At 72.0% G+C, this 14,314-nt stretch carries 13 protein-coding genes and 1 tRNA gene; 7 read left to right on the top strand and 7 right to left on the bottom strand.

Features of this window, described 5'->3' with window-relative positions; all coding sequences use genetic code 11:
- Genes crtI through idi form a run of 4 tightly spaced genes read right to left on the bottom strand, consistent with a single transcriptional unit; the run spans window position 1 to window position 4,050 of the window.
- Window positions 1-1,560: a phytoene desaturase family protein gene (gene crtI / locus ACSJDX_RS10375; protein ID WP_438352605.1), complete on the bottom strand. Its 1,560-nt coding sequence runs from the start codon at window positions 1,558-1,560 to the stop codon at window positions 1-3.
- A complete protein-coding gene (locus ACSJDX_RS10380; protein WP_438352606.1) occupies window positions 1,557-2,435 on the bottom strand; it encodes a phytoene/squalene synthase family protein in 879 nt (292 codons plus the stop codon). The genes crtI and ACSJDX_RS10380 overlap by 4 nt, the downstream gene beginning before the upstream one ends.
- On the bottom strand, window positions 2,432-3,499 hold the full coding sequence (locus ACSJDX_RS10385) for a polyprenyl synthetase family protein (RefSeq protein WP_438352607.1): 1,068 nt from the start codon (window positions 3,497-3,499) through the stop codon (window positions 2,432-2,434). Before ACSJDX_RS10385 ends, ACSJDX_RS10380 begins: the two co-directional genes overlap by 4 nt.
- Window positions 3,496-4,050, bottom strand: a complete 555-nt coding sequence (idi, locus tag ACSJDX_RS10390) for an isopentenyl-diphosphate Delta-isomerase (RefSeq protein ID WP_438352608.1) — start codon at window positions 4,048-4,050, stop codon at window positions 3,496-3,498. The genes ACSJDX_RS10385 and idi overlap by 4 nt, the downstream gene beginning before the upstream one ends.
- 73 nt (window positions 4,051-4,123) lie before the next feature.
- On the opposite strand from idi, the gene ACSJDX_RS10395 reads away from it, so the two are divergent.
- On the top strand, window positions 4,124-4,594 hold the full coding sequence (locus ACSJDX_RS10395; protein WP_438352609.1) for a MarR family winged helix-turn-helix transcriptional regulator: 471 nt from the start codon (window positions 4,124-4,126) through the stop codon (window positions 4,592-4,594).
- A gap of 70 nt (window positions 4,595-4,664) precedes the next feature.
- Here the strand turns inward: ACSJDX_RS10395 and ACSJDX_RS10400 are convergent.
- A tRNA-Met gene (locus ACSJDX_RS10400) sits at window positions 4,665-4,738 on the bottom strand.
- Window positions 4,739-4,840: 102 nt separating this feature from the next.
- Between ACSJDX_RS10400 and ACSJDX_RS10405 the strand changes: the two genes are divergently transcribed.
- Entirely contained in the window at window positions 4,841-5,353 is a 513-nt protein-coding gene (locus tag ACSJDX_RS10405) for a DUF6328 family protein (RefSeq protein WP_438352610.1), read from the top strand.
- On the top strand, window positions 5,350-6,147 hold the full coding sequence (locus ACSJDX_RS10410) for a carbon-nitrogen hydrolase family protein (RefSeq protein WP_438352611.1): 798 nt from the start codon (window positions 5,350-5,352) through the stop codon (window positions 6,145-6,147). The genes ACSJDX_RS10405 and ACSJDX_RS10410 overlap by 4 nt, the downstream gene beginning before the upstream one ends.
- 18 nt (window positions 6,148-6,165) lie before the next feature.
- Here ACSJDX_RS10410 and ACSJDX_RS10415 read toward each other — a convergent pair whose 3' ends face one another.
- On the bottom strand, window positions 6,166-7,365 hold the full coding sequence (locus ACSJDX_RS10415) for an aminotransferase class I/II-fold pyridoxal phosphate-dependent enzyme (protein WP_438352612.1): 1,200 nt from the start codon (window positions 7,363-7,365) through the stop codon (window positions 6,166-6,168).
- A 101-nt stretch (window positions 7,366-7,466) separates the two neighbouring features.
- Between ACSJDX_RS10415 and ACSJDX_RS10420 the strand changes: the two genes are divergently transcribed.
- Window positions 7,467-9,242: a trypsin-like peptidase domain-containing protein gene (locus ACSJDX_RS10420; protein WP_438352613.1), complete on the top strand. Its 1,776-nt coding sequence runs from the start codon at window positions 7,467-7,469 to the stop codon at window positions 9,240-9,242.
- Between the two features lie 87 nt (window positions 9,243-9,329).
- Here ACSJDX_RS10420 and ACSJDX_RS10425 read toward each other — a convergent pair whose 3' ends face one another.
- A complete protein-coding gene (locus ACSJDX_RS10425; protein ID WP_438352614.1) occupies window positions 9,330-10,679 on the bottom strand; it encodes a maltokinase N-terminal cap-like domain-containing protein in 1,350 nt (449 codons plus the stop codon).
- 133 nt (window positions 10,680-10,812) lie between these two features.
- Between ACSJDX_RS10425 and ACSJDX_RS10430 the strand changes: the two genes are divergently transcribed.
- Genes ACSJDX_RS10430 through ACSJDX_RS10440 form a run of 3 tightly spaced genes read left to right on the top strand, consistent with a single transcriptional unit; the run spans window position 10,813 to window position 14,184 of the window.
- Window positions 10,813-11,661, top strand: coding sequence for a nitrilase-related carbon-nitrogen hydrolase (locus ACSJDX_RS10430; RefSeq protein ID WP_438352615.1), 849 nt, complete (start codon window positions 10,813-10,815; stop codon window positions 11,659-11,661).
- 37 nt (window positions 11,662-11,698) lie between these two features.
- Window positions 11,699-13,141, top strand: coding sequence for a dihydropyrimidinase (gene hydA / locus ACSJDX_RS10435; RefSeq protein ID WP_438352616.1), 1,443 nt, complete (start codon window positions 11,699-11,701; stop codon window positions 13,139-13,141).
- Between the two features lie 26 nt (window positions 13,142-13,167).
- The gene (locus tag ACSJDX_RS10440) at window positions 13,168-14,184 is read left to right on the top strand and encodes a TIGR03842 family LLM class F420-dependent oxidoreductase (RefSeq protein ID WP_438352617.1); all 1,017 of its coding nucleotides are present in this window, start codon (window positions 13,168-13,170) and stop codon (window positions 14,182-14,184) included.
- Window positions 14,185-14,314 lie beyond the last annotated feature (130 nt).

Genomic DNA, 14,314 nt, shown 5'->3' on the forward strand with positions numbered 1-14,314 from the left:
TCAGGCCTCGGCCGGAACGGGCTCGGCGAGGGGACCGGCGGAGCGATCGCCGCGGAGCCGCTTGACGACGAGTTCGGCGGAGATGAGGCACATCGGCAGCCCGATGCCCGGAAGCACCGATCCGCCGGCGTACATCAGACCGCCGACGCGCTTGGAGACGTTACGGGGACGGAAGAGGGCGCTCTGCCCGAGGGTGTGCGCGAGCCCGAGCGCGTTCCCCCGCCACGCGTGCAGGTCGGTCGCGAAGTCGCCGGGCGTGATCGTGCGCCGCACCACGATGCGGCGTTCGAGGTCGGGGATCTTCGCCCACTCGGCGATCTGCGCGATCACCCGGTCGGCCGCCGACTCCACCGCGGGGTCTCCGTCGCCGTCCTCGCCTCCGCGTCCGATCGACGGGTCGGCGGGCACCGGCACGAGCACGAACAGGTTCTCGTGACCCGTCGGGGCCACGGAGTCGTCGGTGGCGCTGGGTCGGCACACGTAGATCGATGCGGGGTCGGGGATGCGCGGGGAGTCGCCGAAGATCGCGTCGAAGTTCTCACGCCAGTCGTCGGCGAACAGCAGCGTGTGGTGTGCGAGTTCGGGCAGGGGCCCCTCGACGCCGAGGAGGATGAGGAGCGCGCCCGGGCTGGGCGTGCGCCTGTCCCACCAGGACTGCGGGTACGTGCGCAGCCGCTCGGGCAGAAGAGCCGTCTCGGTGTGGTGCAGGTCGGTCGTCGAGACGACGAGGTCGGCCTCGACCACGCCTCCGCGCGCGAGCCGCACTCCGATGGCCGTGTCGGAGGCATCCGTCATGATCTCCGCCACCGGTGCACCCGTGCGGATCTCGACCCCCCGCGCGCGGGCGATCCGCTCGATCGCGGCGATCACCGCGGTGAAGCCGCCGCGCGGGTACAGCACGCCCTCGTCGAGGTCGAGGTGGCTCATCAGGTGGTAGAGGCTCGGCACGCCGAACGGCGAGCCGCCCAGGAACACCGCCGGGTAGCCGAGGATCTGCCGCAGCCGCGGGTCGCGGAAGCGCCGGTCGACGTGCGATGCGAGCGATCGCGTGAGCAGCGGGGCCAGGCGGGGGAGTCGCCGCAGCAGCGCCGGGTCGCGCAGGCCCGCGGTGGTCTCGTAGGTGTCGTAGAGGAAGCGCGTGATCGACAGCTCGTACGCGTCGGCGGCCGAATCGAGGTAGGCGTCGAGCGCGGCGCCCGCGCCCGGTTCGAGACTTTCGAACAGCGCCGTGGAGCGCGCGCGTCCCGAGACGACGTCGACGGGGTCTGCCGGGTCTCCGTGCTCGGTGTACACGCGGTACGCGGGGTCGAGCGGCACGAGGTCGAGCTCGGCCTCGGCCGAGGTGCCCAGCAGCCGGAAGAAGTGGTCGAACACCTCCGGCATGAGGTACCAGCTCGGGCCGGTGTCGAAGCGGAAGCCGTCGCGCTCCCACGACCCGGCGCGCCCCCCGAGCGCGTCGCGCGCCTCGAGCACCGTCACGCGGTCGCCTTCGGTCGCCAGGAGGGCCGCGGTCGCCAGGCCCGCGATCCCCCCGCCGATCACGACGGTGCGGCGGCTCATCGGGCGTCCGCCGGACGTCGGCGCGGCGGGCGCCCGGCCAGCGCACGGGCCGCGATCGCGGCCTTCACCGGATCGGGCACGCGCACGCGCCGTCCCGGTGCGGGGTCGCGCCGCAGCCGCACCGACAGCGCCGCGAACAGGTCGTGCGCCGCGGTGACCGCCCGACGGCAGTCGCGGGGCAGGTCGGGGATCACGGCCGCGGCGGCGGCGAGGTCGGCATCGATGCGGTCCAGAACCGCGTCGCGCGTGGCGGGTGTGCCGTCCAAGCCCAGGTAGTCGCGGCCGAGGCCGCCGGCGTCGTGATCCTCGTCCCGCAGGAAGTTCACGTCCTGGAACGCGGCGCCGAGTCTGCGGGCGCCGTCGACGAGACGGGGATCCGCGGCGGACGGATGCTGCGCCCCCGCGTTGACGAACACCTGCAGGCACATCAGCCCGACCACCTCCGCCGAACCGTAGACGTACGCGACGTGCGAGGCGGCGTCGTGCGCCGAGCGCGTGAGGTCGGTGCGCATCGAGGCGAAGAACGGAGCCGTGAGGTCCGCACCGATCCCGCACTCCCGCGCGGTGCCGGCGAACGCGTGCACCACGAGGTTGGCGCTGAACCCGCGCTCGATCGCCGCGGCCGTCTCGGCCTCGAGATCATCGAGCACCGAGCGCTCCGCCTCGACGCTCAGCCCGGCCGCGGCCGCGGGACCGTCGACGATCTCGTCGGCGACCCGCACGAGGGCGTAGACGTTCCGCACGTGCGGCCGCACGCGCGGGCCCAGCATGCGGCACGCCAGGCCGAACGAGGTCGAGTAGCGCGCGATGACAGCGGCGGCGGCATCCCTCGCCGTCCGGTCGTAGAGGGCGAGGCCGGTGGGCTCGCGGCTCATGGGATGCGTTCCTGCACGGCGTCGGCGAGGCCGCGCAGAAGCGTGCGCACGCGGGAGGGGAGCGCCGCGTCCCCGGCGGCCGATCGGGCGTCGTCGAGCGTGCGATGCACGAGGGCGATCAGATCGTCGCGCGCCCCCGACTCGGCGAGCATGCGCTGAGCCTCGCGCACCGCGATGGGTCCCGTGTGCGCGACGGCCAGTGCCGAGCTCACCTGAGCCCAGGACTCCGTCTCGCGGGCCAGCGCCACCAGGGGCGTCTGCTTGGCCTCGCGCAGATCGCCGCCGGCGTCGCGGCCGGCCTGCGAGCTCGATCCGAACGCGCCGATGAGGTCGTCGACGAGCTGATACGCGAGTCCCAGGCGGCCGCCGAACCGATCGAGGGCCGGGGCGACGTCGGACGAGCGTCCGGCGAGCGCCGCGCCTGCGCGCAGCGGTGCGGTGAAGGAGTAGACGGCGGTCTTGTTGTGTGCGGCGTCGATGAGCGCCTCGGGGTCGGCATCGGCGGCGCACACCGCGTTCTCCACGTCGGCGAGCTCGCCGGCGACCGAGACGAACACGGCGTCGTCGAACAGGTCGAGCAGCTCCCGGCGCACCTCGGCCGGGACCTCCGCGAGGGAGACCAGCCGCTCCGCCTCGTGCAGCAGCAGGTCTCCGGCGAGGATCGCCGCCGCATCGCCGAGGAGCGCCGCCCCTGCGGCATCCGCTCCTCCGGCCCGCGCGCGGGCACGGAACTCCCCGCCGACGTTGGGGATACCGCGGCGCACCGTGTCGTGGTCGATGACGTCGTCGTGCGCCACGAAGGCCGTGTGCAGCAGCTCGAACGCCGCGCCCACCCGGTAGGCCGACGGGGCGCGCGAGGCGTCGCCGCCGAACGCGGAGAACGCCGCGACGACGAGCGCGGGGCGGAACCGCTTGCCGCCGCCGGCCGCGCGTCCGATGGCCGCCGCGAGGGCGCTCGCCCCGTCCCCCAGGGGGATCGCCCGCGCGCGGATGCGCTCGAGGGCGGCGGCGATCTCGCGATCGATCCCGTCTCGGGCGGCAGGGTCGGCGGCGAGGGAGATCATGAGGCCCGTCGGTGGGGAATGCTCTCGCGCCCGAACAGGTGCAGCTGCTCGGACTGCAGCACGAGCCACGGGCTGAACGCCCACGGGGTCGCGTCGAGTGCGGCGCCGAGGTCGCGCGGGTCGACCCACTGAGCGTCGACGACCTCGAGGGGATTGAGCACCGGCTCGTCGTCGGTGCGCGCGAGGTACACCGGGCACACTTCGTGCTCGACGATGCCGCTCGCGTCGGTGGCGCGATAGCGGAAGAGGGGGAGGGCGAGCTCGATGTCGGTCAAGGTGAGACCCAGCTCGTACTCGGCGCGGCGCCGCACCGCCGAGATGACCGGCTCGGCCGGTCGCGGGTGGCCGCAGAAGGAGTTGCTCCACACGCCCGGCCAGGTGCGCTTGTCGAGCGCGCGGCGGGTGACGAGCACCTCGCCGTCGGCGTTGAGCACGTGGCAGGAGAACGCCAGGTGCAGGGCCGTGTCGGTGCCGTGGACGCTGCTCTTCGGCGCCGTGCCGATCTCCTGCCCCTCGTCATCGAGGAGCACCACCAGATCGATGTCTTCCACGGAACTCCCTCTCGCTAGTTTAGCTAGCGATCTCGTGGAATGATCTTACGCAGGACGGAAGGGGCTTGTCGACATGACGGAACGGTGGGTGCCGAGCGGCGCGCACGACGCCGCCGTGCTCGACGTGCTGCAGGAGATCCGCGCCTTCAGCGACGCCATGGACCGCATGCACGGCGACATGAAGGTCGACATGGACATGAACGCCACCGACCTCGCCGCTCTGCGCATGCTCATCATGCGCGAGCAGCGCGGTGAGGCGGTGAGCCCCCACGAGGTCGCCCGGCACCTGCGCATCTCCACCGCGTCCACGACGAAGCTGCTCGACCGGCTGACCGCGTCGGGGCACGTCGAGCGTCGTCCGCACCCGCACGACCGACGGGCGCGCGTGGTGGTGCTGACGGATGCCTCGCGCTCGGCGTTCTTCCGCAGCTTCGGCCGCACGCTGGGCGCGATGCGCGGCGTCGCCGGTCAGTACGCCGAGGACGAGCTGCGGGTGATCGCGCGCTTCATCGCCCAGCTCGGCGCGGCGATCGATCCGGCCTGACGACGCATCGGAATCGGCTCTGATCGGGGAAAAGAAGAAGGCCCCGGCGGACCGGGGCCTTCTTCATCTGTTGCGGGGACAGGATTTGAACCTGCGACCTCTGGGTTATGAGCCCAGCGAGCTACCGAGCTGCTCCACCCCGCGGCACAAGAAGTCAGCCTAGCACGGGATTCGGGAGTGGGCGAATCGAGGCATCCGATCGCCGTCGGCTTGCTCGCCTCCTCGGTCCGGCGGGAGGATGAGGGCATGTCCACCGACCGCGGCGCCGAGTTGCGCGACGACCAGGTCGACGGGCGGCACGAGACCGCCGTGCAGCGGGCCGACCGCAATTGGCTGGAAGTTCTGCAGGAGCTGCGCGTCCTGCAGACCGGCACGCAGATCCTCACGGGGTTCCTGCTCGCACTCGCGTTCCAGCCGGCCTTCGCGACCCTGACGACGGGGCAGCGCACGCTGTACCTCGCACTGGTCGTGCTCGCCGCGGTCAGCGCGGTCGTCGCGCTCGCGCCGGTGGCGCTGCACCGGGCGCTCTTCCGCCGGCGGGTGAAGCCGCGCGTGGTCTCCTACGGGCACCTCGCCCTGGTGACCTCGCTCGGAACGGTGTCGCTGCTGCTCATCGGGGTCGTGGCGTTCGTGTTCGACGTCGTCCTCGACGTGGGCGCGGCCTGGGTCGCCGTGGCCGCGCTCGCCGCGCTGATCGCGGCGCTGTGGATCGTCGTGCCCGCCGTGATACGCCTCCGCCACACCGAGGGGGAGCGATGACCGCCGTCGCGGTGGCGCAGTTCGCGCCGACCGCGGACCCGGCCGCCAATCTGGTGCTCATCGAGGAGCTCGCCGAGCGCGCGGTCGAGCGCGGCGCGCGACTCGTGCTCTTCCCGGAGTACTCCAGTTACTTCGTCGACCCGTTCGACGCGTCGCTCGCCGCGCACGCCGAGGAGGTCGGCGGGCCGTTCACCACGGCGCTCGCCGCGCTCGCCGCGCGGCTGCGCGTCCACCTCGTGGCGGGCCTGCTCGAGCGCGGCACCGACGGCGCCCGCGTGCGCAACACGGTGATCGCCGTCGACGGCTCCGGTGTCGTCGCCGCCTACCGCAAGCTGCACCTGTACGACGCGTTCGGGCAGCGCGAGTCGGACTGGGTCGAGCCCGGCGCGCTCGCCGCGCCGCAGACCTTCGAGGTGGACGGCATGCGCTTCGGGCTGATGACCTGCTACGACCTGCGGTTCCCCGAGGTGGCGCGGACGCTGGCGGATGCCGGTGCCGACGCGATCCTCGTCGCCGCGGAGTGGGTCCGCGGACCGCTCAAAGAGCACCACTGGCGCACGCTCCTGCACGCCCGGGCGATCGAGAACACGGTGTTCGTCGCGGCCGCCGACCACCCGCCGCCCCTGGGCGTGGGCGCGTCTATGCTCGTCGATCCGCAGGGCGTCGAGATCGCCGCGATCGGCACGGCGACCGATGTCGCGGTGGCCCATCTGGATCCGGAGGCGGTGGAGCGTGTGCGGCGGGTCAACCCCGCCCTGCGCCTGCGCCGCTTCCGCGTGGTGCCGCGCGACTGAGTCGTCGGCGCTCCGCGCTCACGCGAGGGCGGCGAGACGGGATGCCGCGTCCTCGAGCACCTCGACGCGCTTGCACGCCGCGAACCGCACGAGGCCGGCGTAGCGGTCTCGATGCGCCGGGGTCACGAACGCGGTGAGCGGTATCGCGACCACTCCGGCGCGCTCGGGAAGCCGCCGGCAGAACTCGGCGGCGTCGGTCGCACCGAGGGGCGAGGCATCCGCCACGGTGAAGTACGAGCCGCTCGGGCGTGAGACCGCGAACCCGGCCGCGGTGAGACCCGCACCGAGCAGGTCGCGCTTGGCGGCCATCGTCGTGGCCGCACCGTCGAAGTACGAGTCGGGGAGCCGCAGGCCGGCGGCGATCGCCGGCTGGAACGGGGAACCGCTCACGTAGGTGAGGAACTGCTTGACGGCGAGCACGGCGTCGACGAGGCCGGCTGGGCCGGTGATCCATCCGATCTTCCAGCCGGTGGTCGCGAACGTCTTGCCGCCGGACGAGATCGTCAGCGTGCGCTCCCGCGCGCCCGGGACCGTCGCGATGGGGATGTGCGGCGCGTCGAAGGCCAGGTGCTCGTACACCTCGTCGGTGACCACGACGGCGTCGTGCCGCTCGGCCAGGCGCACCACCTCCGCCTGCACCTCCGCGGTGAACACGGTCCCCGTCGGGTTGTGCGGGTCGTTGACGAGGATGACCCGCGTGCGGTCGGTGACCGCCGCGCGCAGGTCGTCCGGATCGGGCTGGAAGTCCGGCCACCGCAGCGGCACGGTGACCAGCCGCGCGCCGGTGAGGGCGACGCACGCCGCATAGGAGTCGTAGAACGGCTCGAACACAACGATCTCGTCGTCGGGGCCGTCCACCAGCGCGAGCAGGGCGGCAGCGAGAGCCTCGGTGGCGCCGGTCGTCACCAGCACCTCGCTGTCGGGGTCGGGCTGCAGTCCGTAGAAGCGCTGCTGATGCTCGGCGACCGCCAGGCGCAGGTCGGGGATGCCTCGCCCCGGCGGATACTGGTTGGCACCGCCCGCGATCGCCGCACGCGCCGCCTCGAGCACCTCCTCTGGGCCGTCCTCGTCGGGGAATCCCTGACCGAGGTTGATCGCACCGGTGGCGGCGGCGAGCGCGCTCATCTCGGCGAAGATCGTCGGCCGAGTGGTGCCGTCCGGGGCAAGCAGACCCGCGCCCTCCGCCGTGCGGCGCCAGGCGCCCGGTGTCTCTCGCATCGGCCTCAGGCTACTCGCATAGGTTCGGCGGGGCCTCGGCATAGGAAATCAACAGGATCGGTTGACAGTCTGAAGACCGCTTGGCAGAAGGAGCACATCTCATGAGCGAGAACCAGGGCGACCGCCCGGACGAGAACACCACAGCATCCGCGCCCGAGGCCGCGCCCGCGGCATCCGACGCACCGACCGCTTCCGCACCCGACGCGCACGCGGCGACGCCCGACGCGCACGCCGCGCCGGCTCCTCAGACGGATGCCTCCGCCGTACCGGTGCAGGAGGCCGCGGCGCACGCGGCACCCGCCGCGCCCACCACTCCGTCGGCCGAGGCCGCGGCGCCGGTCTCGCCGGTCGCCCCCATGTCCGCGGCGGCTCCCGTCGCCCCGCAGGCTCCGGTCGCCCCGCAGGCGCCCGCCGCGCAGCAGGCGCCCGCCGCATGGCAGCCAGGCCCGCAGGCCCGACCGGGTCAGGCAGGATACCCGGTCTACGGCCAGCCGCACGGCGCGGGCGCCCCCCAGGCGCCGTATGGCGCACCCGCCGCTCAGCCCGGGCACCCGCAGGCCGGGGGACACCCGCAGTACGCGACGGGTTCGGCCTTCGGTCCCGGCGCCGCCCAGGGTCAGCACCCGACCCAGCCGACGCTGCCTCTCGACCCGCACGCGCACACCGCCACGACCGACACCGCACCGCGGCGCAAGGTCGGCGCGGGCACCGTGCTCGGACTCATCGTGGCCGCCGCCCTCGTCGGCGGTGCGGCGGGTCTCGGCGGTGCGTATGCCGGCGTGAACATGTTCAGCACCTCCGCCGTGGGACCGGCCGCCGGTCCTCAGACCGTCACCGTCAACAACACGGACTCGGTCAACGCGACCACGGGGATCGCCGCGAAGGTCACCCCCAGCGTGGTGACCATCTCGGCGTCGTCGGGCAGCTCCGGCGGAACCGGGTCGGGTGTCGTGCTCACCGCAGACGGCTACATCGCCACGAACACGCACGTCGTCACGCTCGACGGGGCCGCGGCCAACGCCACGATCTCGGTGACCACCTCCGATGGTCGGGTCTTCGCGGCAGACGTCGTGGGCACCGACCCGACGTACGACCTCGCGGTGATCAAGCTGAAGGGCGCGTCGGGTCTCACCCCGATCGAGTTCGCCGACTCGAGCAAGCTCAACGTCGGCGACCAGACCGTCGCGATCGGTGCTCCGCTCGGACTGTCCAACACCGTCACCACGGGAATCGTGAGCGCGCTGAACAGGTCCATCCAGATCGCCTCGTCCGCGGCGCCCAAGTCGGGCGACTCCCAGGGCAACGGCCAGAGCAGCCCCTTCCAGTTCGACATCCCCGGTCAGGGCACGCCGACGCAGGCCACGTCGTCGATCTCGATCGCCGTGATCCAGACCGACGCGGCGATCAACCCGGGCAACTCGGGCGGCGCGCTGGTCAACGGGCAGGGCAAGCTCATCGGCATCAACGTGGCCATCGCCACCGCCGGCGGGTCGTCCTCCAGCAGCCAGGCGGGCTCGATCGGCGTCGGGTTCTCGATCCCGTCCGACGTCGTCAAGCGCGTCACCGACGAGATCATCGCGAACGGCTCGGCGACGCACGGCCTGCTCGGAGCCTCGGTGACCGCCGCGGCGACCGTCCAGGGTGCGACCATCACCGGCGCCTCCATCCAGGACGTCACCGCGGGCGGCGCCGCCGCGAACGCCGGACTGCAGAAGGGCGACATCGTCACCGAGTTCAACGGTGTGCCGATCACCGACGCCACCGACCTCACGGCTCAGGTGCGCGCCCTGCCCGCCGGCGGCAAGGCCACGGTGAAGTACGTCCGCGGCGGCAAGACGCTCACCGCCGACGTGACCCTCGGCACTCTCGCGCAGTAGCCCGACGGATCCGGTCGAACGCCGCCCTGCGATCCGCGGGGCGGCGTTCGTCGTTCCCGGTCCGGCGCCGGCCGGGGCGCCGGCGGCTCAGGCCGGCAGCAGCCGTTCGATCGCACGCAGCGGGATCGGCACCCAGGTGGGGCGGTTGCGCGCTTCGTAGAGCGCCTCGTAGACGGCCTTGTCGAGCTCGAGCGCGTCGCGCAGGGGGTCGGGCGATGCGCTCGCACCGTAGCCCTCGAGGAAGGCCGTGCGGGCCTGCAGCGCCCACGCGCGCACGCCGTCGGCCGAGCGGTCGGGCTGATCCAGGCGGATCGACCCCGCGACGTAGTCGAACGACCGCAGCATCCCGGCGACGTCGCGGAGAGCGAGGTCCGGGCGTACCCGCTCCGCCATCGGACGCAGCGGCTCGCCCTCGAAGTCCAGCAGCACCCAGCCGTGCTCGGGGACCTGGATCACCTGCCCGAGGTGGTAGTCGCCGTGGATGCGCTGCAGGTCGGGCCACGCGGCATCCGTCGCCCGGCCGTACGCCTCGACGATCCGGTCGCGGTATCCCGCCAGCGCGGGCACCTCCGCGATGGCGGTGAGGAGCCGGTGCATCCACGCGCGGGTGAGGCGCTCGCGATCCTCGGCATCGGCGGATCGCGTGGGGAACAGACGGGCGAGGTCGAGGTGCACGGCCGCGGTCGCCGCGCCCAGCGCGGCCGCGCGCTCGGCGAAGTCCTCGTCGGCCGCCGCGGCCCGCAGCGCGACCCGCCAGGCATCCTCGACCCCCGGCAGGAACTCCTGGGCGAACGCGAGCGACCCCGCGGTCATGGCCGTGCCGTGCTCCGGGTCGGGCCACTCGCCGTGCACCGAGCCGATGGCCCGCGGCACATAGGGTGAGCCGGCGTCGGCCAGAGCCGTCTGCAGCTCGATGTCGGGGTTGAGGCCGGGGTGCACCTGCCGGAAGATCTTGCAGATCACCGGGGTCCCCGCAGCGTCGGGCGAGTAGATGATCGACGTGTTCGACTGCTCGCCAGAGAGCACGCGCGCGACGTGCTCCGGCCCGAGAGCAGGAGCGGATGCCGCCGGCACGCCCGTCACGACGGTGCGCACGCCCTCGCCGCGGCCGCCCCGGGCGACGAGGTGCAGCAGGGCGGAGGTGTACGCCGGGTCGGCCGCACCGTCCAGGAGGGTCGTCCCCGGCTCCGGGCTGCCGATGACCCCGCGGGCGTCCGCCGCGACGTCGGCGGTGGGACGCTCGACGATCGGCACCTGGTAGAGCGCCGGCGGCAGGGTGCCCTCGTCCACGACGAGGAGGGTGCGCACCCGCACGTCGGGCTCGGGAACGGCGAGATCCCACGAGGCGACGAATCGCAGAGCCGGGGTGCGGCCCTTCGCCGCGTACCACCGCTGCCGAGGCATCCATCCCGCCAGACACGCCAAGGTGCTGTCCATGCGACGAGGCTAAGCCGGGCTCATCCGGCTGTCGAGACGTGGAATGCAAGCGCTTCCACCTTGTATGCGGCCATAGCGCCGCGGCCCGCGCCGCGTGTACGTTCGGCCCATCGGGCGACACGGAGGGGACGACATGGCGATCGTGCGAGCGGCCATCACGCAGACCACCTGGACGGGCGACAAGGAGTCGATGCTCGACAAGCACGAGGGTTTCGCGCGGGATGCCGCGAGCCAGGGTGCGCAGGTCGTGTGCTTCCAGGAGCTCTTCTACGGGCCGTACTTCGGGATCACGCAGGATCAGAAGTACTACCGCTTCGCCGAGCCCGCCGACGGGCCCATCGTGCAGCGCTTCGCCGCGCTCGCGAAGGAGCTCGGCACCGTGATGGTGCTGCCGATCTACGAGGAGGCCGGCACCGGGGTGTACTACAACTCGAGCGTGCTGGTCGATGCCGACGGATCGATCCTCGGCATCTACCGCAAGCACCATCTGCCGCACCTCGACCGCTTCTGGGAGAAGTTCTACTTCCGCCCCGGCAACCTCGGCTACCCGGTGTTCGACACCGCCGTCGGGCGGGTGGGGATGTACATCTGCTACGACCGGCACTTCCCCGAGGGCTGGCGCGAGCTCGGCCTCGCCGACGCCCACATGGTCTTCAACCCCAACGCGACCAAACCCGGCCTCTCCAACCGCCTGTGGGAGGTGGAGGGCCCGTGCGCCGCGGTGGCGAACGGCTACTTCGTGCTGCAGCCCAACCGGGTCGGGCGTGAGGACAACGAGTACGGCGACCTCGCCGTCGACTTCTACGGCACGAGTCAGGTCATCGACCCGCGCGGGAACTTCGTCGGCGAACGCGGATCCAGCGCGCACGAGGAACTGCTCGTGCGCGACCTCGACCTGGACATGGTGCGCCAGATGCGCGACGACTGGCAGTTCTACCGCGATCGTCGGCCCGATTCGTACACGCGGATCGCACAGCCGTGACCTCGGTGGGCGAGCAGCGAAGGAGAGTGCCCAGACCATGACCACCACCCTCATCCGCGGCGGCACCGTCGTCTCGGCCACGGGACGCGGCGCGGCCGACGTCCTCATCGACGGAGAGACCATCACGGCGCTGCTGGCACCCGGCTCCGCGCTTCTGGGGACGGATGTCGCGGCATCCGTCGATCGGATCGTCGAGGCCACCGGCAAGTACGTCATCCCCGGCGGCATCGACGCGCACACGCACATGGAGCTGCCGTTCGGCGGCACGAACGCGTCCGACACGTTCGAGACCGGCACCCGCGCCGCGGCGTGGGGAGGGACGACCACCATCATCGACTTCGCGGTGCAGCGCACCGGCGAGCGCGTGCAGGACGGTCTGGCCGCGTGGCACGCCAAGGCCGCAGGCAACTGCGCGATCGACTACGGGTTCCACCAGATCATCGGCGGCGTGGACGAGGCATCCCTCGCCGCCATGCCGGGGCTCGTCGACGAAGGCATCACGAGCTTCAAGCTCTTCATGGCCTACCCGGGGGTCTTCTACTCCGACGACGCGCAGATCCTGCGGGCGATGCAGGTCTCACGCGAGACCGGCATGCTCACGATGATGCACGCCGAGAACGGTCCCGCCATCGACGTGCTCGCTGCGCAGCTGGCCGATGCCGGGAAGGTCGCGCCGTACTACCACGGCATCGCCCGCGCCTGGCAGCTCGAGGAGGAGGCGACGCACCGAGCGATCATGCTCGCGAACGTCACCGGCGCGCCGCTGTACGTCGTGCACGTGAGCGCCAAGCAGGCCGTCGAGCAGCTGGCCTGGGCGCGGGACGAGGGCTGGAACGTCTTCGGCGAGACGTGTCCGCAGTACCTGTATCTGTCGCTCGAGGAGCAGCTCGGCGGGTTCAGCGAGGAGTGGGGCCAGTTCGAAGGTGCGAAGTGGGTGTGCTCCACGCCGCTGCGCAGCCGCAAGGACGGGCACCAGCACCACATGTGGCGGGCCCTGCGCACCAACGACATCCAGATGGTCTCGACCGACCACTGCCCGTTCTGCATGAAGGGTCAGAAGGAGCTCGGCCGGAACGATTTCCGCGCCATCCCCAACGGCATCGGCTCGGTGGAGCACCGCATGGACCTGATGTACCAGGGCGTCGTCACCGGCGAGCTCAGCCTCGAACGGTGGGTGGAGCTGACGAGCACGACTCCCGCGCGCATGTTCGGCATCTACGGGCGCAAGGGCGTGATCCAGCCGGGCGCGGATGCCGACATCGTCGTCTACGACCCGAACGGGCACACCTCCATCGGCGTCGGCGCCGGCCGCACCCATCACATGAACATGGATCATTCGGCGTGGGAGGGATTCGAGATCGACGGGCACGTCGACACGGTGCTCTCGCGCGGCCGGGTGATCGTCGACGGCGGCGAGTACCACGGTGCTCCGGGCCACGGCCGCTACCTGAAGCGCGGTCTGTCGCAGTACCTCCTCTGACCGGCACCAGCGAACGGAGCGCATCGATGGACTTCGGAGCCGTCCTGCAGACCAACCCGCCGGCATCGCGCACGATCGCGCTGGCGAAGCTCGCCGAGCAGCACGGGTTCTCGCACGTGTGGACCTTCGACTCGCACCTGCTGTGGCAGGAGCCGTACGTCATCTACAGCCAGATCCTCGCGGAGACCCGTCGTGTGACCGTCGGGCCGTTCGTCACGAATCCTGCCACCCGGGACTGGACGGTGACGGCATCCGTCTTCGCGACGCTCAACGAGATGTACGGCAACCGCACGATCGTGGGGATCGGCCGCGGCGACTCCGCGGTGCGCGTCACGAACGGCAAGCCCACGACCCTGAAGGAGCTGCGGGAGTCGATCCACATCATCCGCGAGCTCGGCAACTCCCGCGCCGTGGAGTACAACGGCGCGACGCTGCAGTTCCCGTGGAGTCGCGGGTCGAGCCTGGAGGTCTGGGTCGCCGCGTACGGTCCGCTCGCGCTGAAGCTCGCAGGCGAGGTCGGCGACGGGTTCATCCTGCAGCTGGCCGACATCGACATCGCGCGCTGGATGATCCGGACGGTGAAGGACGCCGCGGAGGCGGCCGGCCGCGATCCGGCCGACGTCAAGATCTGCGTCGCGGCGCCGTTCTACATCGGCGACGACCGCGCGCACATGCGCGAGCAGTGCCGGTGGTTCGGCGGAATGGTCGGCAATCACGTCGCCGACATCGTGGCCAAGTACGGCGCGCACGGCGCCGTGCCGGAGGCGCTCACGTCGTACATCGCCGCGCGCGAGGGCTACGACTACAACGAGCACGGACGCGCGGGCAACACACACGCGTCGTTCGTGCCCGACGAGATCGTCGACCGCTTCTGCCTGCTCGGCACCGCCGAGGAGCACATCGCCAAGCTCCAGGAGCTCAAGGCCCTCGGCGTCGACCAGTTCGCCGGCTACCTCCAGCACGACAACAAGGAGGAGACGCTGCGCGTCTACGGCGAGACCGTGATCCCCGCGCTCGCCGACGCCGTGACCGCGAAGGCGTGAGCGCTCCGGTCACGCGGCGGCCGTCGGCCGCGGGAGCGTATCCTGGGCCCGCGCGCTCTCGATGACGACGACGTGATCGGGCACGCGGAACGGGGCAGACCCCACGAGGGACGCTCCGCGGACGGATGCC

The organism is Microbacterium fluminis (assembly GCF_051549805.1).
GTDB lineage: Bacteria > Actinomycetota > Actinomycetes > Actinomycetales > Microbacteriaceae > Microbacterium.

What these genes read in the sequence shown, in the direction of transcription:
- crtI (WP_438352605.1), bottom strand. Translation starts at nt 1,560, where the DNA reads ATGAGCCGCCGCACCGTCGTGATCGGCGGGGGGATCGCGGGCCTGGCG.
- ACSJDX_RS10380 (WP_438352606.1), bottom strand. Translation starts at nt 2,435, where the DNA reads ATGAGCCGCGAGCCCACCGGCCTCGCCCTCTACGACCGGACGGCGAGG.
- ACSJDX_RS10385 (WP_438352607.1), bottom strand. Translation starts at nt 3,499, where the DNA reads ATGATCTCCCTCGCCGCCGACCCTGCCGCCCGAGACGGGATCGATCGC.
- ACSJDX_RS10395 (WP_438352609.1), top strand. Translation starts at nt 4,124, where the DNA reads ATGACGGAACGGTGGGTGCCGAGCGGCGCGCACGACGCCGCCGTGCTC.
- ACSJDX_RS10405 (WP_438352610.1), top strand. Translation starts at nt 4,841, where the DNA reads ATGTCCACCGACCGCGGCGCCGAGTTGCGCGACGACCAGGTCGACGGG.
- ACSJDX_RS10410 (WP_438352611.1), top strand. Translation starts at nt 5,350, where the DNA reads ATGACCGCCGTCGCGGTGGCGCAGTTCGCGCCGACCGCGGACCCGGCC.
- ACSJDX_RS10415 (WP_438352612.1), bottom strand. Translation starts at nt 7,365, where the DNA reads ATGCGAGAGACACCGGGCGCCTGGCGCCGCACGGCGGAGGGCGCGGGT.
- ACSJDX_RS10420 (WP_438352613.1), top strand. Translation starts at nt 7,467, where the DNA reads ATGAGCGAGAACCAGGGCGACCGCCCGGACGAGAACACCACAGCATCC.
- ACSJDX_RS10425 (WP_438352614.1), bottom strand. Translation starts at nt 10,679, where the DNA reads ATGGACAGCACCTTGGCGTGTCTGGCGGGATGGATGCCTCGGCAGCGG.
- ACSJDX_RS10430 (WP_438352615.1), top strand. Translation starts at nt 10,813, where the DNA reads ATGGCGATCGTGCGAGCGGCCATCACGCAGACCACCTGGACGGGCGAC.
- hydA (WP_438352616.1), top strand. Translation starts at nt 11,699, where the DNA reads ATGACCACCACCCTCATCCGCGGCGGCACCGTCGTCTCGGCCACGGGA.
- ACSJDX_RS10440 (WP_438352617.1), top strand. Translation starts at nt 13,168, where the DNA reads ATGGACTTCGGAGCCGTCCTGCAGACCAACCCGCCGGCATCGCGCACG.